Origin of the sequence: Nonomuraea sp. LP-02 (genome assembly GCF_036289125.1) — a bacterium.
GTDB classification, from domain to species: Bacteria; Actinomycetota; Actinomycetes; order Streptosporangiales; family Streptosporangiaceae; genus Nonomuraea; species Nonomuraea bangladeshensis.
This window is the reverse complement of sequence record NZ_JAXCLK010000001.1, coordinates 5,869,146-5,888,830: the sequence shown is the minus strand read 5'-3', so window position 1 is coordinate 5,888,830 and position 19,685 is coordinate 5,869,146. Positions and strand designations below refer to the sequence as shown.

Annotated in this window: 16 protein-coding genes; 3 read left to right on the top strand and 13 right to left on the bottom strand. The window is 68.3% G+C overall.

What is annotated here, in order from left to right; translation table 11 throughout:
• The first annotated feature begins 34 nt into the window (after positions 1 to 34).
• Positions 35 to 460, top strand: coding sequence for a tautomerase family protein (locus tag SMD20_RS27605; protein ID WP_329586510.1), 426 nt, complete (start codon positions 35 to 37; stop codon positions 458 to 460).
• Positions 461 to 1,359: 899 nt separating this feature from the next.
• On the opposite strand, the gene SMD20_RS27600 is transcribed toward SMD20_RS27605, so the two are convergent.
• The 4 genes from SMD20_RS27600 to SMD20_RS27585 form a co-directional block, all read right to left on the bottom strand.
• Positions 1,360 to 1,497, bottom strand: a complete 138-nt coding sequence (locus SMD20_RS27600; protein ID WP_329586508.1) for a hypothetical protein — start codon at positions 1,495 to 1,497, stop codon at positions 1,360 to 1,362.
• A 143-nt stretch (positions 1,498 to 1,640) separates the two neighbouring features.
• Positions 1,641 to 2,276: a DivIVA domain-containing protein gene (locus SMD20_RS27595; RefSeq protein WP_329586505.1), complete on the bottom strand. Its 636-nt coding sequence runs from the start codon at positions 2,274 to 2,276 to the stop codon at positions 1,641 to 1,643.
• Positions 2,277 to 2,284: 8 nt separating this feature from the next.
• The gene (locus tag SMD20_RS27590) at positions 2,285 to 3,406 is read right to left on the bottom strand and encodes a globin domain-containing protein (protein WP_329586503.1); all 1,122 of its coding nucleotides are present in this window, start codon (positions 3,404 to 3,406) and stop codon (positions 2,285 to 2,287) included.
• Entirely contained in the window at positions 3,407 to 3,790 is a 384-nt protein-coding gene (locus SMD20_RS27585; RefSeq protein WP_329586500.1) for a group I truncated hemoglobin, read from the bottom strand.
• A 706-nt stretch (positions 3,791 to 4,496) separates the two neighbouring features.
• On the opposite strand from SMD20_RS27585, the gene SMD20_RS27580 reads away from it, so the two are divergent.
• Positions 4,497 to 4,712, top strand: coding sequence for a hypothetical protein (locus tag SMD20_RS27580; protein WP_329586498.1), 216 nt, complete (start codon positions 4,497 to 4,499; stop codon positions 4,710 to 4,712).
• Positions 4,713 to 5,592: 880 nt separating this feature from the next.
• On the opposite strand, the gene SMD20_RS27575 is transcribed toward SMD20_RS27580, so the two are convergent.
• Together SMD20_RS27575 and SMD20_RS27570 are read right to left on the bottom strand one after the other, a co-directional pair.
• On the bottom strand, positions 5,593 to 6,774 hold the full coding sequence (locus SMD20_RS27575; protein WP_329586495.1) for a serine hydrolase domain-containing protein: 1,182 nt from the start codon (positions 6,772 to 6,774) through the stop codon (positions 5,593 to 5,595).
• Between the two features lie 35 nt (positions 6,775 to 6,809).
• Positions 6,810 to 8,333 carry a serine hydrolase domain-containing protein gene (locus tag SMD20_RS27570; protein ID WP_329586493.1) on the bottom strand — a complete coding sequence of 508 codons (1,524 nt, stop codon included), beginning with the start codon at positions 8,331 to 8,333 and terminating at the stop codon, positions 6,810 to 6,812.
• A 237-nt stretch (positions 8,334 to 8,570) separates the two neighbouring features.
• Here SMD20_RS27570 and SMD20_RS27565 point away from each other — a divergent pair, with 237 nt between their 5' ends.
• The gene (locus tag SMD20_RS27565; protein ID WP_329586490.1) at positions 8,571 to 9,773 is read left to right on the top strand and encodes a helix-turn-helix domain-containing protein; all 1,203 of its coding nucleotides are present in this window, start codon (positions 8,571 to 8,573) and stop codon (positions 9,771 to 9,773) included.
• 233 nt (positions 9,774 to 10,006) lie between these two features.
• Here SMD20_RS27565 and SMD20_RS27560 read toward each other — a convergent pair whose 3' ends face one another.
• The 7 genes from SMD20_RS27560 to SMD20_RS27530 form a co-directional block, all read right to left on the bottom strand.
• Positions 10,007 to 12,424, bottom strand: a complete 2,418-nt coding sequence (locus SMD20_RS27560) for a lanthionine synthetase LanC family protein (protein ID WP_329586487.1) — start codon at positions 12,422 to 12,424, stop codon at positions 10,007 to 10,009.
• Entirely contained in the window at positions 12,421 to 13,551 is a 1,131-nt protein-coding gene (locus SMD20_RS27555; protein ID WP_329586484.1) for a hypothetical protein, read from the bottom strand. The genes SMD20_RS27560 and SMD20_RS27555 overlap by 4 nt, the downstream gene beginning before the upstream one ends.
• 57 nt (positions 13,552 to 13,608) lie before the next feature.
• Positions 13,609 to 13,872, bottom strand: a complete 264-nt coding sequence (locus SMD20_RS27550; protein WP_329586481.1) for a hypothetical protein — start codon at positions 13,870 to 13,872, stop codon at positions 13,609 to 13,611.
• Positions 13,873 to 14,067: 195 nt separating this feature from the next.
• On the bottom strand, positions 14,068 to 14,910 hold the full coding sequence (locus SMD20_RS27545) for a DUF6065 family protein (protein ID WP_329586479.1): 843 nt from the start codon (positions 14,908 to 14,910) through the stop codon (positions 14,068 to 14,070).
• A 145-nt stretch (positions 14,911 to 15,055) separates the two neighbouring features.
• Entirely contained in the window at positions 15,056 to 15,520 is a 465-nt protein-coding gene (locus tag SMD20_RS27540; RefSeq protein WP_329586475.1) for a DUF4279 domain-containing protein, read from the bottom strand.
• 297 nt (positions 15,521 to 15,817) lie between these two features.
• Entirely contained in the window at positions 15,818 to 16,876 is a 1,059-nt protein-coding gene (locus tag SMD20_RS27535) for a hypothetical protein (protein ID WP_329586472.1), read from the bottom strand.
• Between the two features lie 245 nt (positions 16,877 to 17,121).
• Positions 17,122 to 19,317 carry a tetratricopeptide repeat protein gene (locus SMD20_RS27530; protein ID WP_329586470.1) on the bottom strand — a complete coding sequence of 732 codons (2,196 nt, stop codon included), beginning with the start codon at positions 19,315 to 19,317 and terminating at the stop codon, positions 17,122 to 17,124.
• Positions 19,318 to 19,685 lie beyond the last annotated feature (368 nt).

Here is a 19,685-nt window from a genome sequence, read left to right as displayed (position 1 = left end):
TCGCATCCCAACACGTAAGGAGTACTGACCCGCGATGCCACTGTGGACTGTTTTTCACACGCCCGGAATCTTCACCGACAAGGAGAAGCACCAACTCGCCTCCAACATCGCCGACCACTACGAACAGGTCGGGCTGCCCCGGTTCTACGTGGTCACGCTGTTCCATCAGACCCGGCCCGAGGATTTCTACGTCGGTGGGGAGCCTGCCCCGGTCGGGGTCCGCGTTGTGATCGACCACATCGCCCGCCGCAGCGCCGATCGAGAGAGCCGGCGCCGGACCGCCCAGTGGGTCAAGGGCATGCTGCAGCCCTACCTCGAACGGAACGCAGAGCTGCACTGGGAGTTCCACATCGATGAGACCAGTGACGACCTCTGGATGATCAACGGGATCGTGCCGCCTCCGGCAGGCTCCGACGCCGAGAAGCTCTGGGCTGAGACCAACTCGGCATCCCCCTACTGACCGCACCGCCGGTACCGTCCCCCGTCGCTGGTGTGCGCCCTCATCCAGATGTCCTGTCTCATTCGATCTTGCCTCCGGGAGGCCGTCCTGACATGCGCAAATTCGGGTGAGACGCCGAAGTTCCGTCGTCTTGCTTGATGTTGTCAGGGAGGCGCGTTTCCACCTCCGACGATCGGCGGGCGGCAGTGCTGACCTGGACTGTCTCGCCGGACCTTGTCCCTGACGTGCGAACCGAGCAGGGTCAGGTGAGACTGAGGCAAGGCAGGCCGAACAGGCCCTGCATCTCGCGAGCGGTGATCACCATTCCCAGGCCGCAGGCCAGGAGGGGCGCACCTCTCCCATCCTGATCGCGCGGGAACCCAGAGGTCATTTCTTACCCCGAAGGCCTTTCCTCGCACTGGCCGGCGGTGGAGGACCGACGCGACCTGACTGCCCGCGGTCGCGTACAGATCATCGGTTACGTCGGCGGCATCAGACTGGCGGCCGCGATCGGGCTGATCGCCGTCAAGATCGGCAGCAACCGCGGCGTCGGCATGCCGTACGGCGGTCGACGGTGTGGGGTGAGGGCTTCGGTTGAAGGGTTGGGGCGGTTACCGCCATCGTGCATGCACCCTCCTTGGTCACCATCCGTGTATGACAGGCTGGCGCGGCGCGGTGCCCCCGCTGGTGGGTCGGGAGAGTTGATCGCCACCGCCTCGATCTGGTCGCGCCAGGCGGCCGACTGTGTGGTCAGCCAGGAGACGACGGTTTCGGCCGTGCGGCCCTCGACAGCCGCAGCGCCGGCCCGAGCCCGCCGTACGCGATCATGTGCTCGTCATCGACGAGTGCATCAAGGCTGAGAGGCTCTCTCCGCAGTCTCAGCAGGCCGATTTCCTCGGTACGAGGGTGCTGGAGCAAATTTAGTCGGGACGTCGTCCCGGGAGGTCCATGGACGCGAGGCGTTCCGGGTCGGTCACCGACAGGATCTCGACGATCCGTCCATCGACCACGGTGCAGGCCATGACGCCCGCCGGCTTGCCGTTCGCGTCCCATGCCACGATCCCGGGTTCACCATTGACGAGGACGGGACGCACGGTCGCAGGCGCCGGCTTCGGCGGCGAAGCCGGCGCCCGCGGTGATGTCATCGGGAAGGTGGTCGGCCAACCGCGCCAGGGCACGTCCGGAGTCTGTCGTAAGCCGGTCAGCGGTGGGCGTGTGAGAAGCTCTGAAGGACCTGGTTGTCCTGGTCAGGGATATGGCCGAGCTTGTCGACCTCTTCAGCCAGCCCTGCCAGCACCGCGCGGAGCTGCACCCGGGTGACGTCGGCGAAGGTCCGCAGGTAGGCGATCTGCCGCTCCAGTTCCTCGGCCTCGGCACCGTGCTCGCCGCCGCGCGAGCGGTAGGCGCCGACCGCCTGGTCGGCGGCCTCCTCCGCCTGCCGCTGCGCCTCCGTCAGGATCATCTCGTACTGCTGGCGGGCCTCCCCGAGGATCCGCCGGGCGTAGTCCTCAGCCTCCGCGATCTGGACGTCGGCGGTCTGCTGAGCGCGGGAGAGGATGTTGATCGCATCGACGCTCAGGGCCTGCTGGGGAACGGCGGGCTCGGAGCTGATGCCGTGCTCCTTGTACCACTGCTTCAACCGTTCGATGTACGCCCGCAGGTCCGCCTTCTCCTTGTCGCCGGCCGCCACGTCTTCCGCGACCCGGTACAGGAACGAGCGCACCTCGTCCTCGCTGTAGCCGCGGCGCCCGAGTGGTGTGCGCGAGAACTCCTGCTTGCGTATCCGATCCGGGGTGAGGGGCTGGCGTTCGCGGTCCGGGTGATCTCCCCAAGACATCTCTGCCGTCATGACTCCCCGCCTTTGTCGCTCGTGAACTCGTCGAAGTGGATCTGCTCGGAGGGCACGCCCGCGTCCAGCAGTCGTCCGACGGTGCTCTGAGCCATCTCTGTGGAGCCGCAGACGAACACCTGCTGGCCACGCCATGCCTGCAGCGCGACGTCCACGGCGTTGCCGCGGGCGCCACGGTAGTAGGGGTCGTTGGAGACGGCTGGGACGACGGTCAGCCAGGGGTGCTCCGCGGCCATCTTGGACAGCGCATCGAGGTTGTACAGCTCCCGGGACGTCCGGGCGCCGACGACGATGTCGACCTTCCGCGACGGGCCCTCGTACATCACCTGTTCCACCAGTGCCTTCAGCGGCGCGAGACCCGTGCCGCCCGCGATGAGGAGCAGGTCGCCGGGCATGTCGGGGGAGAGCTTCAGCTTGTCGCCGACCGGCGCTCCCACGCGCAGTACGTCGCCGCGCCGCGCGCCCATGACCAGGGCGGCGCTCAGCACACCGCCGTCGACCATGCGTACGTGCAGGTCGATCGTGTTGTCCTGGCGCGGCGCGTTGGCGAAGGAGTAGAAACGCCAGATGCGCGGCCGCCTGGGGTGCGAGATCGACGCCGACTGGCCGGGACGGAAGACGTACTGGTAGTCCAGCCGGGCCCGGATCACCGCGATGCCGAGGGCGGGGGTCTCGTGGCTGATGATCTCGCCTTGCCACCAGGGCGGGGTGGTCTTGGACGCGTCCGCGGCCGCGTCCGACATCACCTGGGCCACCAGGCCGTACGCCTTCGTCCAGTCCTCGGCGAGGGCAGGCGTCCAGCGGTCGCCCAGGAAGTGCTCCAGGGTGGCGAGCAGCGCCCTGCCGACGGCCGGGTAGTGCTCCGTCACGACGGCGAACTTGCGGTGGTCCTGGCCGAGCTGCTGCAGGTACGGGACCAGCTCCTCCACCCGGTCGACGTTGCTGACGATGCGCCCGAGCGCGCCGACGAGCCGGTCGCGCTGGCTCGCCATCGCCACCGGGAACAGGTCCCTCGTCTCCGGGTTCATCAAGAACAGGGCTGAGTAGAAGAACAGCGGCACCTGGTCGCCCGACCGGGCGACGAGGCGCCAGCTGTCCTTGAGAGCTTGCGCGTTCACTCAGTCGGCCGTCTCTGCTGGCTCGGCCACAATGGACGACTCCACCTTGTTCAAGGTCAGCTCGACGTGCCGCAGGATCTCGTCCCCCACACCGGCCCCCTGCAACACGGAGAGCAGGATCTCGCCGACCTTCGCGTAGTGGTCGGCGGTGATGCCCATGCCGCGGTGCGCCTCTGCCAGGTCGCGGCCCTCGTACGGCTCGGGGCCGCCGAGGACGGAGCAGAGCAGCACCACCATGTGCCGCTTCAGCCTCGGCATGTCGATGCCGGCGAAGTAGGGCTTGAGGGCGGCGTCGTCGAGGACTCGCATGTAGAAAAGGTCGACGACGTCGCGAACAGCCGGCGCGCCGCCGACCTGGTCATAGTAGGACGGCGAGATTGTCACAAATCCTCCAAGTGGGCCATGCGTCGCAGGACCGGCTGACGGTGTTCGGGGTTCGCCGCGGTCACGACGCGAGGAATGGCGAATGGACGCACCCTGGTGCTCCGGACGCCGAAAGCCCGGGCGCCCGCGAGAGATGCGGTGAGTGATGGTCGTGGGTTTCCTGCCGTCACCCTTCCTTCATGCCAGAGCAAAGGCACCGAGCCGGATTTCGTTACGCAGGGTAACGGTCGGTCACGCCTCAGGTGCCTGGCCTATCTAACCACGCCACCTCTGCCCCATGAACCCCGTTCCAACCTTTTTTGACCCATGTGTCTCACGAACGGGCAACCTCTCCTGTCCGACCGTGGAAGTTCCGACGGGCATCCCGACTCTGGCGGACTCCGCTCCCGCGACCCACCGCGACAGAACCCCCATCCCGCACTCACTCACCGCTTAACCTGCAGAAACACGGTTCATGCACCCACCGCCACGGACCGGCCGGCGGGCGAGCGATGGAAGGGTCTGACATGTCGAACCACTTCACCGGCCTCAGCCTTGGGCCACCACTCGGCGACCAGCGGCTCGATCTGTGCGACCTGTACGCCTTTCAGGCGCCCGGCGAGGCGAGCAGGACCGTTCTCATCCTCAACGCCAACCCCAACGCCGATGCCCTGCACCGGCGACCGGTGCGGAGGCTCGCAGTCCCGAGGCGGTCGGCACCAAGATCGTGTCGGGCGCTGCCGTCTCCTTCGGCCCCCGGGCCAACGTGGTCAGCAGCGGCGACTACAAGATCGCCGCCGGCAGCCGCAGTGACGCCTTCTTCTTCGACTTCGACGGCATCAAGAACCTCTTCGACACCAGCGGCAACACGGCCAACGTCTTCTCCATGGCCGTCGAACTGCCGACCGCGGAGCTGGCGCTCCGGCCGGAGTTGCGGATCTAGGGCCGGTGCAGCGTCCTGCGCGACGGCGAGCTCGTCCACGCGGACCGGGCCGGGCATCCGTCGATGAGCAGCTTCTTCAACAACGACTACACGAAGGTGGAGTACAACGCCAGCGAGCCGGTCAACGACCGGGAGAGGTGGACGGACCAGTTCGTCCACCTGCTGGGCCACACGGGCGGCGCTACTCCTGAGAGGAGGCGATCGAGGAGCACGGCCTCCTGCCGGACGTACTGCACTTCGACCCGTCCAAGCCGGCCTCGTACCCCAACGGCAGGACGTTCACGGAAGACGTCATCGACATCTGCGTCGCGTTCCTCACCAAGAACGAGGCGCCGCCCACGGGCCTGACGCCGCACGCCGACACCCTGGACCGGTTCCCGTACCTGGGCGGCTCGCACCCGGCAGCCATCCTCCCCACGCCCGTGGGGGGTGAGTCACTCAACGACCGCGACCGGCAGCCACTCGCCCGGCCCTCCCTCGCACTTCGGAGTGTTCCGCTGTTCATCCATCAGCGCTCACGCCGGGGTATGTCCTGCCCAGCAAGGAGTGAGGCCGTTGGTACGTGCGACCCGTTCTCCACCATGATCGTTCCCAGGGCGTTCCCAGAAGCGCTTCATGCTGAGAATAGGTGCAGGTCAGACGCTTCTTGTGACGGGACTGTGAAACCGTCGGCTCAGCCTACGCAAGTTCGAACCTTGTACCTGCCGCACCAGCGGGAAGAGGCCCGTCACCAGCGGAAACGCGGTGACGGGCCTCTCGTGTTGTGTCCGGCTGTCTACGGCGATCGCCGGCCTCCTACGGCACTTCGCCGCCGGCATCCCCCAGCACCCCTGCGGCCACTCGCCCCTCAGAAGGCAGAACCAGGCCCGTCCGGCCGTGCCTATCCGGTCGATGTGTCGCAGAACTCCTGCTTGACGAGGGCGTCCACAAGTGTCAGGAAGTCCTTCGCCGGACCTCTGGTGGCGGAGTCCAGCCAGGTCACCGAGGCAGTGAGGGTCTTGCTGCCGTCGGGCGAGCTGTACATCAGCGCCCCGTAGCCGTGCGGTGGGCTGCCGTTGTGCTGGTAGACGGTGCCGCAGCCGGGGCCCAGGTCCTGCGCCCATATGCCGAGGCCGTAGTCCTGCTTGGGAAGCGGCGTGGGGATCGCCGTACGCATCTCGGCCAGCAGCGTGGCGGGCAGGAGCCTGCCGCCGTTCAGTGCGGAGAAGAACGTGGTCAAGTCCTGCGTGGTGGAGATCAGGTCGCCGGCCCCGGTCAGCAGGGACAGGTTCTGGTGGGAGAGGTCGATCACCTTGTCCTTGTACTGGTAGTAGCCGTGGGCGTGCGGCCCGGGCAGTGCTGTCGTGCGGTTGCCCGCCGCGACGGTGTCCCGCAGTCCGAGCGGGCCGGTGATGCGCCGCTTCAGCTCGGTGGCGTAGGAGTGGCCGGTGATCTTTTCGATCATCAGCAGCGCCACCGTGTAGTTGGTGTTGGAGTAGCTCCACTGCGTCCCGGGTTCGAAGCGCGGCTTCTTGGACAGCGCCAGCCGTACCAGTTCCTCGGGCTTGTAGCTCTTGAACCGGTGGGGCACCCATTCGTCTCCGTTGGCGGGGATGCCCGGCTCGTCCATCGTCCCGTCGGGCTTGTACTCGCCGGTGTAGTTGAAGATCCCGCTGGTGTGGCGCAGCAGCATCCGTACGGTGATCCGCTCGTCCAGCCCGTAGCCGGGCAGGTAGTCGGCGACGGGGCTGTCCAGCTCGATCCTGCCCTCCGCCACCAGTTGCAACACCATGGTCGCGGTGAAGGTCTTGATGATGCTGCCCGTCCAGAAGCCCCCGTTGGTCGGAGGCTCGGCGGCCGATCCCAGCTTGCGCACCCCGGCGGCGGCGGCCCAGTCGCCCCGCTGATCGCGCACACGTAGCTGGATCCCGGTGAAACCGGCGTCGACGAAGGCGTTCATCGCCTTGCGCAGCTCCGGGCGGTCCTGCCCGGTGGAGGTGGCCATGGCGGGGGTGGCGGTCCCCGCCAGCACCGCCGTCGCGAGCGCCGCGACGGCCACGCGCCGGTTGATCGTCGTGTTCATGGTGTCCTCGTTCCTGGGGGTCTTGGTCGCTGTTCTCAGCTCGTGGTCCGGCCGTCGCGGAACACCTCGTCGATGAGTTGCTGCGTCGCCTGCTGGAACGCCGCCGCCTTGGACAGGGCGGCGTCGTCCACGTAGGTCACCGAGGCCGTCAGCGTCCTGCCGCCGTCGGGCGTGCTGTACATCAGCGCCGCGGAGCCCGCCATGCCGCCGTTGTGGTGGTAGATGGTGCCGCCGTTCTCGCCCAGGTCCTGCTTGAAGATCCCCAGGCCGTAGCCGATCTTCGGGTCCGGCCTGCGCATCTCGGTCAGCAGTTCGGTGGGCAGCAGCCGGCCGCCGTTCAGCGCGGAGAAGAACGTGTGCAGGTCCTCGGTGGTCGAGATCATGTCGCCGCCGGCGGAGATCCAGGAAGGGTTCTGGCTGGTGACGTCCACCGTGTGCTCCCGGCCGCCGTCCTCGTACCGGTAGTAGCTGTGGGCGTGCGGCCCGGCGATCTCCGTCGAGGTGCCCGGCGCCTCGGTGCCCGTCATCCCCAGCGGACCCAGGATCAGCCGCTGCAGTTCCTCGGCGAACGAGCGGCCCGTGACCCGCTCGATCAGCAGCCTGGCCAGCACGTAGTTGGTGTTGGAGTAGCTCCAGTCCGTGCCCGGCTCGAACCGCGCCGGCTTGGACAGCGCCAGCCGGACCAGCTCTTCGGGGTGGTAGGTGCGGAACCGGCCGTCCACCCATTCCTTGCCCGACCACGCGATTCCCGGCGCGAACGTCCCGTCCTCGTAGTACTCGCCGGTGTGGTTGAAGATCCCGCTGGTGTGCTGCAGCAGCATCCGTACGGTGATCCGCTCGTCCAGCGCGAACTCGGGCAGGTAGCCGTCCACCGGGCTGTCCAGCCCGACCTTGCCCTCGGCCGCGAGCTGCAGCACCACGGTCGCCACGAACGTCTTGGTGGAGCTGCCGATTCGGAACCGTCCGTCCGCCGGGGGCTTCTCCGACGAGCCCAGCTCGCGCACTCCCGCGGTGCCGACCCACTCGCCGCGCTCGTCGTTCACGCGCAGTTGCATTCCGGTGGCGATCCCGGAGTCGACGAACGCCTGCATGGCCTTCTGCAGTTCCGGGCGATCCTGCCCGGCCACGGTGTTCGCCGCGCCCACCTCGGGCGTGGCCGGAGCGGCGTCGAGGGCGGCGCTGATCTTGCGGGCCATCTCGGTCATGGTGGGGCTGGGCCTCCCGCGGGTGGCCGCTTCGACGGCGACCAGGACGGTGCGGCGGAAGTTGTCGGCCTCGGCCGGGGCCTGCTGTCTGAGCAGGCTCATGGAGGCGTTCAGGGCAGGCAGCACCTGGTCGGCGAGTTCGGCCACGGTCTTGCCGTACTTCACGCCCTTGAGCGCCTTGGCCAGCACGTGCCCGACCAGGCCGGTTGCGGAGGTCAGGGCGACGGAGCCCTCGGCGGCGGCCTTGTGCGCCGAACCGGCGGCGCCGGCGGCCGACATCAGCGAGACGGCGCCCCAGGCGGCGGTGCGCAGGGTGAGCTGGTCCTGGTCGGTGAGGGCGAGGGTGAGGGACATGCCGGTGCTCCTTCGGGGGTGCTTCTGGCTTGTCGGCGACGAGGTCCGTTGGCGACGACAGGAACGTTACGGCTGTTGCCACGCTCTTGGCAAGTATTTGCCAAACGAATTGCCAAGAGCGTGGCGTGGGGGCATCGACGTAAGGCAAGAACTTGTCCAGAGAGAGGCAAATGAGCTAGCCTCTGGCGTGACCCTCCGGACGTCGGACGACGTCAACCGCTACCCGGGAGTTCGAACGTGCTCGAACAACCAGTCTTCGGCCGCCGTCTCAGGCAACTGAGGACCGAACGCGGCCTGACGCTCGCAGCCCTCGCGGGCGAGGGCATGTCGACCGGATACCTGTCCCGGCTGGAATCAGGGGCGCGTCAGCCCACCGAACGGGCCATCGCGCACCTGGCCGCACAGCTCGGCATCAGCCCTGCCGCACTCACCCAGTCCACCGCCACCTCCCTGGCCGAGAGCCTGACCCTGGCCACCGGCCTGAGCAGGGACGAAGGCGGCCAGACCCTGAGCGACGCCCTGAAAACCTCCGAGGGGGAGGACCCCCTGCTGCGCTGGCAGGCCCTCTGGCAGGTCGCCGAATGGCGTCAGTGGCGTCAGGAGTACGCCGAGCAGCGGACATGCCTCGACGAGCTGGTCACGCTCAGCGCGCAGATCGGGCTACCCGAGCTGCAGTCCAGAGTGCTGGCCGCACTGTCGCGCTGCATGCGCAGCACCGGAGAGATCGTCGGCGCCGTCGATGCCGCGACACACGCCTACGAGCTGGCCGAACGCGAAGCGCTGCCCGAGCGCGTGCGGGCCTCCACACTGCTGGCCCTGGTGTCGGCGCTGGCCGAGGCCGGCCGACTCCCCGACGCCGCCCGGCACGCCGACGAACTGCTCACGCTGGCGGACCAGGTCTCGGGAGTGCTGCGGGCCCAAGCCGTGTGGACCGTGGCCAACATCCGGGTCCGCAAGGGCGACCTCGACACCGGCGCGGAGCTGATGAACCAGGCCATCGACGGCTTCGACGGCCGTGACGACCTGACGATCTGGATGCGCCTGCGCCTCGGCGCGGCCCGGCTCGACCTCAGGGCCGATCCGCCCAGAACGGAGTCCGCCCAGCGGCGTGTCGCGGAAGTCCAGGCCGCGATGCCGTTCGCGGGCGCCCCCACCATCGAGCAGCAACTGCTGGCCGTGCGCGCCCGGATCGCCGTCCTCACCGGCGACATCGAGGAGGCCCGCACGGTCCTGGACCGGCTGGCCGGCTTCGACGACCTGCTCACCTACCAGGAGCGGATGCGGCTCGACGTCCTGCGCAACCGCGTCCTGCTCCTGGAGGGCGAGCAGGACGCGGCGCTCGCCGGGCTGCGCAAGCTCGCCGAGCAGGCCCAGCAGAGCGGCAACATGGACCTGGCCGCGGAGATCTGGCGACTCGTCGCCGAATCCCTGACCAAGTAGGGCGCTGTTCCTGCTCGGGTGGCGGCGTGCTGCTCGCCGCCATGACGGCCCAGAACTCCCATATGATCCGTCCGGCGCTAACCGTGTCCGGCTGTCCATGGGCGTCGCCGGCGCTCTACGGTTGATCGTTCCTTATGTGTTCCCTAGTGATCATGGTGGTGCGCCGCTTCGCCTGGATGTGTCTGCGGCGGCACCAGCTCCCGCAGTGAGTACGTCTACCTCAGAAGGGGCGCTCACCAAGCACCCGCGATACTGAGGACGGCGTTGTCAGGAGCAACGAGCTGCGCGGTGAGCAACGCCGGTCCGATCGGTCCGTGGAGCAGGCCTGGGTTGTCGCTCGACTCCACCTCGTCCACTCGGCGCTCCGCACTCGGCGCAGGCCCGCGGCCCAGGGCCGACTCGGCGGCGGCACGTGCACTCAGCAACCGGGCTCTCGCCAACCATGCCAGCTCCCCGGTGTGCCGGTGAAGCGCCATCAGGGCGAGACCACGCCCCGCCAATCCGCAACAGACGCCGGCCGGTGCGGACCCGGGGGCCTCGTAGGCGTGCCAGGCGGCCGCGCGGGCGAGGTCGCCGTAACTCAGTGCGTCTGCTTGGGCCTGATCGCCGTCGAACACCTGCTCGGCCGCCGTCCACAAGGCGACGTAACCGGCCGAGCCGTTGCACCAGCTCGCACTGAGGATCGCGTCGTCGCCACTACCGTCGGACTTTCGTGGCCACACCAGCCCTCGCCCCAGGGGCCGCGCGAATTCGGCAAGCTCCCGCAGGCGGCCGGCCAACCCCTCCGGCGGCGGGGTCGAGGTCGCCGTGCTCCAACGGAGCAGGGCCGTCAGCATGCCGGCCCAGCCGTGCGACGCGCCGAGCAGCGTGATCCCCTCGCCCGTCTTCAGCGTGGGATGGTCCGCGAGGGCGGCCCAGAGGCCGTCCCCGATCGCGGTGCCCCTCGCGATGAGTTCTTCCTCGGGCCCCAGGAGCGCGACCAGAGTGGTGCAGCCCAGGAGCAGGCCCGCTCGGCCGAAGGCCACGTCGAGGGCGTCGTCGGGCTGTGCGCAGTGCAGGAAGGAGTCGACAGCGGTCCGGCAGGTTCGGGAGTCCCCGCGGGCGTGTGCGACCAAGGCGTGCACCAGGTGGACGCCCCCGGCGTGGTGGAACAGCGATCCGTTCCCGAACAGGGAAGGCCCGATGCCGCGGCTGTCGTCGCGGAACGCGTTCGCGTCGGTCTCGGACAGGACAGCCCGGGTCGACCACATATCGGCGGCGGCGAGCACGTCCGGGCGGTCGAGCGCGTGCGCGATGTGAAGCAGCGCGTAGGCGAGTCCGGCGGCGCCGTGGCCGATGGAGGCTGTCGGTGCCGGCAGTCCGTTCCTCTGCCGATTCCCCGTCGGGCTGAGGTCGGTCAACGCCTGGTCGAGCCCTTCGGCGGCCTGATCGAGGCCCAGCCGCAGCGCCCGTGGGGCTGCCCGCAGATCTGCGGCGGCGGCTTGGCGGAACGAGTCGGCGAACTCGTGGACCGACGGGTGGCGTTCGTGGGGCTCCTTGGCCAGCGCGCGGAGCAGGCACCGCTCGACCGCCGGGCTGCTGAGCCCGTAGTGCTCGAACGGCAGCGGGGCGTCGGCCATCACCTGCCGCAGCATCTCGCCTGGCTGCAGTGAGAACAGATGGGTCGCACCCCCCGTGATGAGCAGGTACACCAGCGCACCCACCGAGTACTGCTCCGAGGCCGCAGAAGGTTCGGGCAAGAACCCGGTCTGCCGGCGAGCCCGCGCGATCTCCGGGGCCTGATAGGTGTCGATGCCGCCGCGGACCGGCGCACCGCCGGCGTCCGGCAGACATGCCGCCCCGAAGTCCAGGACGGTGACCTCGTTGTCCGGCCCTACCAGGACGTTGCGGGGGTGCACGTCGCCGTGGAGGACACCGCAGGCGTGCAGACCGGCATAGCAGTCAAGGACCCCCGCGGCAAGGTTGAGCAGCTCGGCGCGGCGCTCGGGCCCGCGGAGGTCAGCCCCGGCAGTCTCCAGATCAACCCCCGAAACCCAGCCGAGCACCAGAACCGGCTCCCCGTCGCCGTCGTCCTCCACCTGCCGCAACGCCGGACCGGCTCTGCCGGCCAGACGGCTCAACACCCGGGCCTCGTGACGCAGCGCGGTCAACGCGCTCGGCCCCGGCGACCGGCCCGGGCGCTTCACCGCGACGAACTCCCCGCGCTCTGTGCGCCCGAGATAGACCTCGGTGTCGTCGAGCACCCGGACGCAGCGCACGATCGTGATGTCGGCGACGCGGTGCCCCGGGGCCCAGAGCGGCCGAACGGCCTCGGCTGCGACATCTCCCTCCAGCGTCAGCAACCCGTCCGCGGCCAGCGCGCTCAGGACCGGGAAGGACTCCTGGAGCACTTCATGGGCGTCGCGCTGCGACGCGACGGCGAACTCCACGACAGCGTCGACGATCGATGTCGGGGTGCGGAAACGCTCGAGGAGCTCGGCGGTCGGACCGCTCACGACGCAGGTAGTCGTGCGGCTGTGCGGACGCGTCACACAAAAGTCACCGTCAGCGTGTTCGAAGCGAGCCCGCGTCTCGCGCGGCACCTGATCGACCGGCGTGATGACGACATCAGCCGGGAGGACGAGCTTCGCTTGGGCGGACGTCATCGTCATCCGGTCTCGAGCACCTCCGTCCACGACGCCGGCGACGGCGTCCACGACGTGGCGTCGATGCCGCTGACCTGCAACCGATGCAACGCGAACTGCCACGGTTCCAGCGTCCCGATGTCGGCGGCGCGCGCCACCCGCAGGTAGTGCGCAAGCCGGCGGCACAACCACATCCGCCAGCTCGTCGACCGCACGCCACGTGCGGGACGCGGTGGATCCGCCCCCCATGACAGCAGCCCGTCGGCGGAGATCGGCGCCGTGAACGGCACCGCGACACCAGTGCACCCGGCCACGTTCGCCGAGAGCTCCTCCGCGAACGCCGACAGCGCGGCGAAGTCGGCGAAGTAAGCGACGACGCGATCGGGCCGACAGAAGCCACCGAGACCGGCTGCGACCTTGAACCCGATCACGTGCGCGCCCGCGCCACACGCCCGGAGCACCTGGTCGAGAGCCTCGCGCGTCTCCGCAGGAAGTGGGTTCACGTACAGCTTGTACTGCGGCGAGTCGGCGTTCGTCGAGCTGTCCGGTCGTGGAGCGAGCCAGTGATACCAGTGCTCGTCCTCGCTGCCCATCCAGCCGCGGGCGCGCAGGACGTCGCCGACCCGGTCCGCGCCGAGGGCCGAGGCGACAGCCGCCCGATCTGGGAGCCGCCGACCAAGGCCGGGTGAGAGCGGACGCCTGCCGTAACCGTAGAGACGGAGTGCCAGGTCATCCTCCGGTAGTGGGCCCAAGGCCTGGGCGTAACGCAGGGCAGCGATCGACTGGTCTTGCGAGGGTGGCTCGACTGCTTGCGCGGCGGCCACCCGGCTCGCGAGATACCGCGGGCCGGAGACGAAACCGTCGCCGTCCGCGACCTCGAGGACGCCGTCGAGCAGCAGCCGCTGGACGGTCGCGCCCGATTCCCTGATGCTGCGCGCCGCGAAGGCCGGGAGTGGACCCGGTTCGAGCAACGCGAAGTACAACAGCGCTGTCTCGAACGACAGCGAACGCACCGCGAGGTCCGATCCGGGGCGTGGCACGAGCGCGCCGTACACGTCACCGTCCGGATGACCGCTGCGCAGCGCGGCCTGCTCGTCGGGCGGAAGCCGGTCCAGCAGGACCGCCGAGTACTCGCGGTTGGCGCGGTAGATCACGGCGTCCCGAGAAGCGGGTGGCGGGCCGCTCACGTTACTGCGTTACTGGTCACTGCGTTACTGGTCGTCGTCCGGCAGCTGCGCAAGCTGAGCCTCGGCGGTGGCCAGGTCACGCAGCTGCGCCTCGACCTGCGCACGGGCGCGTGCCGCGGCGTCCTGGGCGTACTGCGCCATCTTGAGCTTGACCTCCAGATCGCGCTTGAGCAGCGGCAGGTCGGCCGCGTCGAGCAGCAGACGTGGCTGCACACGCGGCAGCTCGACGCGGTCCAGGATCGGGTCCCAGATGTCGGCCGGGTCGAAGTTGATGAACGCGCTGGGCACACCACACGGCGGAGGCGGAGGCGGGGGTGGTGGCGGCGGTGGCGGGCACACCGCTGACTGCGGAGAGTCGCTGCACCCCCCATCGCACGTGCCAGCCGGGAAGGCGTCCGTGATCGCGGCGGTGACGTCGATGACCGACCCGGATTGGCCGCACGGCAGCTGAATCCGCAGTCGACTCGCGCGGAAAGCCATCTGTCACTCCTCGTCAACGGGGGCGAAGGGCCGCAGGGTGCGGCGAACGCAGTGATCATCGACATGCCGGGTCCCGTCCACATCGCGACCCTGGAAGTAGTCCTTCTGCCAAGCCGCAGCACCCCGCGCCGTGTGCGGGAGGTCGCGCATGAAGTCGTTCCGCGACGTCAGCCACGAGCCATACCGGGAGGCCAGTTCGGCATCGCCGTCGAGCGGCGCGACCCGGGGATCGAACTCTTCCAGCTCACCACGTCGCTGGGGCACGATCATGCAGATGGGCTCGTCCACCGCGAACGGAATCGGGTCGAACGGCCGGGTGACGCGCCAGTTCATGGTGAACGTCGCGGCGATCCAGTCGGTCTCCACAATCCCCTCGAGAGGCTGAATGCCGTCTTTCGGCAGGTTGGCCGGGCCTCGAACCAGCAGCCCGTAGCCGGGTGGGGTGCGAAAAAGGTAGGGAATTGAGAAGGTGACGATGCCGTAGCCGAAATGGCTCGAGGCAAGCGGGCGCGCGGGCCCCGGCGCCTCGATGACGAGGTCCTCCGCGTGGTCGCGACCCATCCAGGTCACCTGGAAAGGCACGGGGTTGAGTATCCACCAACCGCTCTGATTCGCGACGGTAAGAGGGAGGCAGCGGCGCACGAAGCGCTGGTCGGTGGCGTTGATCCACGCTCTTTCCACCGGTGCGGGAATGATCCGCGGAACCGACTCCGAGGTCAGTGGACGAGCGATGAGGTCACGCAGAGCTCCAGCGGAGTCGTCATCTGCCGGCGAACCGTCCGACGCCACTGCTGCCGGAGCGTCGCGAGGATGAGTCACGACGTTAGCGTACGAATACGGCTTCATCCGATCTAGGGTATGAATGGGCTACAGTCGTATAACGCAAGGTCGCGCCGCACTCTCGGGCATCGACGATGACCATGATCGGCCGAGAACTGGTGGTCTAGGCGGACTTCGTGTCCGACGTTTAAGTGGCCGATCCAACAATCTGTTACAGATTGTCTCCGTACTCATCGACGTCGAGCTCGGCACGTGTGATCTGTAAGAAGTTCAGGACACGCCGATCCAGATGCCATCCCAGCGGCCGATGCCGAGCCGGAATGCTTGGAAGCGCCGGCGCCGCGACCTCGTCCTCTTCGTCGCTGAAGAATCGGACCACTTGCAGGGTCGCCGTGTGTCCGGGTTCATGCCGATCCAGTTCTTCGGCGACCGCGCCGATCATCTTGGCGTACGGTTCCAGGCGGTCGACCAGGGCCAAGATAATGTCGTCCACCGGACGCTCTGAGGACCGTGGGCCGTTGACCTGCCAGATATGAACGGCCGGGCGCGGCGGTTCCAGAATTCTTTTGCCGCGGATTGTGACCACGTCAGGCTCAAGGCCGAGCCGTGCTGACATCTCCGCAGCGGACACATGCTCACTTTTGAGCGCAAAATACACATACTGATCGACCTGCATACGGTGACTCTAAACAGTTCCCGATGTAGGCAGCCGCTAGGACACTGGAACATGCCGAGATTCAAGAGCCAGGATCCGCGCGGGATGAAGCGCGGGACTGTCGGTGCCCGCGGTCGGCAGAACCGCCGGTCCGCTGGAGAACCGGCGGCTCAGCCTGCCCAAGTTCGAACCATGCACCTGCTGCACCAGCGGAGACGCGGTGACGGGCCCCTCGCTTTGCGGCCGGCTGTCTACGATGACCAACGGGGTCCGATAGCCGCGTCCAAGGGCGCGGCAGTCCCTCTTCTGGACCCTTGGTCAGCGCCAGATGACGGCCTGGGTGCCGCGGCCGGTGTTCCAGTAGTAGGTGATGGAGCCGGCGACCCAGCCCAGGTTGTTGATGTCGAAAGCTTGGGTGCTGGTTACCCGCGCGTCCGTGGGCAGCGGTAGGAGGCGGGGCTGGGTGGTGGGGGAGTCCCACAGGGCGGCGAAGCTGTACCAGTCGTCAGCCTTGCTGTAGCCGCCGACGATCTGGCCGCGGTCGTTGATGGCGTCGGCACCGGCGCTGTCGGAGGCGTCGGCGGGCAGGGGAAGGGCCGTCATGGAGGAGCCGTTCCAGAAGAAGCCGCGACGGCGGCCGTCGGCCGTGTCGGAGTTGCCGACCACCTGGCCGAGGTTGTTGATCGAGTTGGGGGCGCTCATCCCGCCGAGCGTGCCGAGCTCGCGGCCAGTGCCGTTGTGCCACAGGTACGCCTGGTAGGTCGGCAGCGGCAAGCCCTCGTCGTTGACGGTGTAGTTGTCGGCGCCGACCACCTGGCCGTGGTCGTTGACGGCGTTGGCGGTCAGGCCAGGGCGGCGGTCGATGACGGTTTTGACGTCACCGGACAGCAGGTAGGCGCGAAGTTCGGCGAAGCCGGGGGTGGGCGCGAAAGTGACGACGATGTGCCCGTTGGCGACCTCGGCGTCGCAGAAGCCGGGGGCGCCGTGCGCGCCGAGGTCATTCATCTTGCCGTTCTGCCAGAGGAAGGGAGTCCACTGGCCCGAGGGCAGCTCGCTGCAACCGACGATGCGGCCGTCGTCGTCGATTCCGGAGGCGAAGCTGGTCTCGCCGCCGAGCGTGCCGAGGTCGGTCATCGTGCCGTTCTTCCACAGGAACGCGTGGCTGAGCCCTGACTCCAGCGGACTGTCGCCGACGACGTGGCCGTGGTTGTTGATCCCTCGGGCGATGCTCCATGTGCCACCGAGGGTGCCGAGGTGGACGATGCGGAGGCGCTTCGGACTCGCCGCGGCGGCCGGCGGCGAGGCGAGCGGGGCTAACGACGTGGTCGCGATCAGGGCGATGGCCGCGGCCATGGCACGGCGGAGGGATCGACGCATGTTGAGGATTCCCTTCGAGGGCACGCACGGGGCGATGTCGTGATCACCCTAAGCACCGCCCAGGCCGATGTTTCTCACGGAATCCTTACGTCCGGCAGGCATCGCGATGATCTTGGAGCCTTCGTAGGTGAGATCGAGTGAGACCCTACGAGCCGCAGGATCGGCCTCGTACTCGGACGCTATGACCGTACGCCGGGATCGGGGAACTCGTTGACGGTGTTCCACTCGGACACAGTGTCACGTTTTCATCGCGGCCCTCCACGAGACAGCCGTGACACACTCCTTGCCCGACTCGTCCAATAGATCAGGCTGCGCTGAGTGAGCAGGGTGTTGGGATGTTCGGCGCCCAGGACGCGTTGGCGGACGGGGAGCAGGGCGGCGAAGGCGTCACGTGCGGTGGCCGCGTCCCCCGCCTCTCCTGTCCAGCGGGCGAGGTTGTGCTGGATGATCAGGGTGTGGGGGTGTTCGGCGCCTAGGACACGGTGGTGGATGGGAAGCAGCGCGGCATATTGGTCGCGTGCGGCGGCAGCGCCCCCTGCCTCTCCTGTCCAGCGGGCGAGTCCATGTCGGATGAGCGAGGCGTCGGGATGTTCGAGGCCGAGAACGCGTTGGCGAATGGGAAGCAGGGCGGCGAAGGCGTCGCGTGCGGCGGTCGCGTCCCCCGCCTCTCCCGTCCAGCGAGCGAGGCTGTACTGGGTGGTTAAGGTGTGGGGGTGTTCGGAGCCCAGAACGCGTTGGCGGATGGGGAGCAGGGCGGCGAGCTGGTCGCGGGCGGTGGCCGCGTCCCCCGCCTCTCCCGTCCAGTAGGCGAGGTGGTGCCTGGTGGCCAAGGTGTTGGGGTGTTCGGAGCCCAGAACGCGTTGGCGGATGGGGAGCAGGGCGGCGAGCTGGTCGCGAGCGCTGGCTGCATTCCCCGCATCCCCCGTCCAGCGGGCGAGGTAGTGCCAGGCGGCCAGAGTGTCAGGATGGTCAGCGCCGAGATGTTCGGTGTGGTGGCCGTACAGCTGCTGGGCCAGAGCGCGAGCGGTGCGATAGTCACCGGCGGCGCCCAGATATCTGGAGATTTCGAGCAGGCCGCCGGAGCCGGGCGGCAGGAGCGTGAGGGCGTGCGCAAGCAGCCGCCGGTAGTCAGATCGGGCCTCGGAGGCCCACGGTGTGCCGGGAAGGGCCTGCTGCAAGGCCCTGCTGGCGGCGGCGGACCAGGCGGTGCGCTGGCCAGCGGTAAGCCGGTCGAGGGTGACGGACTGGACCAGACGGTGCACCGAGACCAGTCCGTCATGGGGACGACTGATCAAGCAGTAGCGCCGTAACGCGATCAACGCAGCGTTGACCTGCATGCGTCCGGTGGGAAGCAGGCTCAGCTGTTTCTTGGCCCCCTTGCCGATGCCGAGTTCGACGAGAGACTCCACGGTGAGATCGTCGAGCAGGAGCTGGTAGGGGATGTTCTCAGGCGCGTAGCAGGCCAGCAGTCGCAGCAGTGCGATCGCTGGCGGGCTGGTAGTGGCGAGATGGTCGAAGGCCGCCTGCCAGGTAGAGGCGACCTTCTCGGCGTAGCCCCAGGGCGTGCCCACTGCGAGCAGCGCCGTTCGGTCACTGGTCAGCAGGGCGAGATAGCCGCTCGGGGTGGTGCCGGTTTCGGCCATGTAGGCGCCTGCCTGCTCCAGTGCCAGCGGCAGGCCGCCAAGTTCGGCGACCACGGCAGCTGCGGATTGCGCGTCGTCGTGGCCGCTGCGCTGGAGGAGGAAGGCGGTGGCTGGTTCACGCTCCAGGACCGTTAGCTCCAGGCCGTGCGAGTCCGGCCAACTGCCCGACCGGCTGGTGAGCAGAACATGCCCAGATCCCGTAGGAGGTAGGAATGCCTGGATGCTGTCGGCGTCGGGCGCGTTGTCGAAGATCAGTAGCCAGCGGCCAGGATAGGTGTCGAGCACGGCGTGAACCTGATGGACCGGATCGGCGCCGTCGCCCTGGTGCACTCCTAGCTGCGTGGCCAGATCAGCGAAGGCAGCCGACAGCAAGGTGGGCTCCTCAGCGGCCAGGTGCCAAACCAGCCGGTACGCGTGCAGGTAGCGGTGGCTGTATTCGGCCAGCAAGCTGGTCTTTCCGATACCACCCAGGCCATGGACTGCTATCCAGGATGGCAACGTCTGAGCGTCGGCCAGGCGGGTGTGTAGAGCGGCCAGTGTCTCTTCACGTCCGGCCAGGCACAGTGGGCGCGGTAAGAGCGCGATGGGAGCTGGAGGTAAGGAGGCAGTGGTGGGGAGCGGACGTCGTTGCAGCCAGACCCCTAGCATGCCGAACAGCAGGGAGAGCACCATGCTGATCACGCTGGACCGCTTGTCGAACACATCCAGCAGATCCCTGGGAAGGTTCAGCAAAAAGCCCAGGAAGAACCCGGCCACACCAACCAGCAGTGTCGCCGCCGCCGCCGTCCAGGCGAGCACGCGCGGCCAGCGCCGAGGCCGCCGCTCATCTGGCTGAGGCGGAGAGATTGTCACCCCTCCAGCGTGACGCCGACCAATGTAGATCGTGCGGATATCGCAAGCCCCATTGCTGCCGGATCTCGGCCAATCGTTCCTCCAGGAACGCGATCACGGGCTTGGCCAGCCCGTCCAGCAACAACCAATTCACAGAGGTTGAGAGGACCGGTAACGCCCTTGCTGCTTCCGGTCCACTCGCACCGGCGCGGGGGGCACTCTGGAGGCATGTCGAAGACGTCGCCTGAGGCGGTCGACCGCCTCAGGCGACGACTCACGCATGCTCTCAGATCCTGCACTGCCGCAATGTTCGATACCGCGACGCGACCTCCACG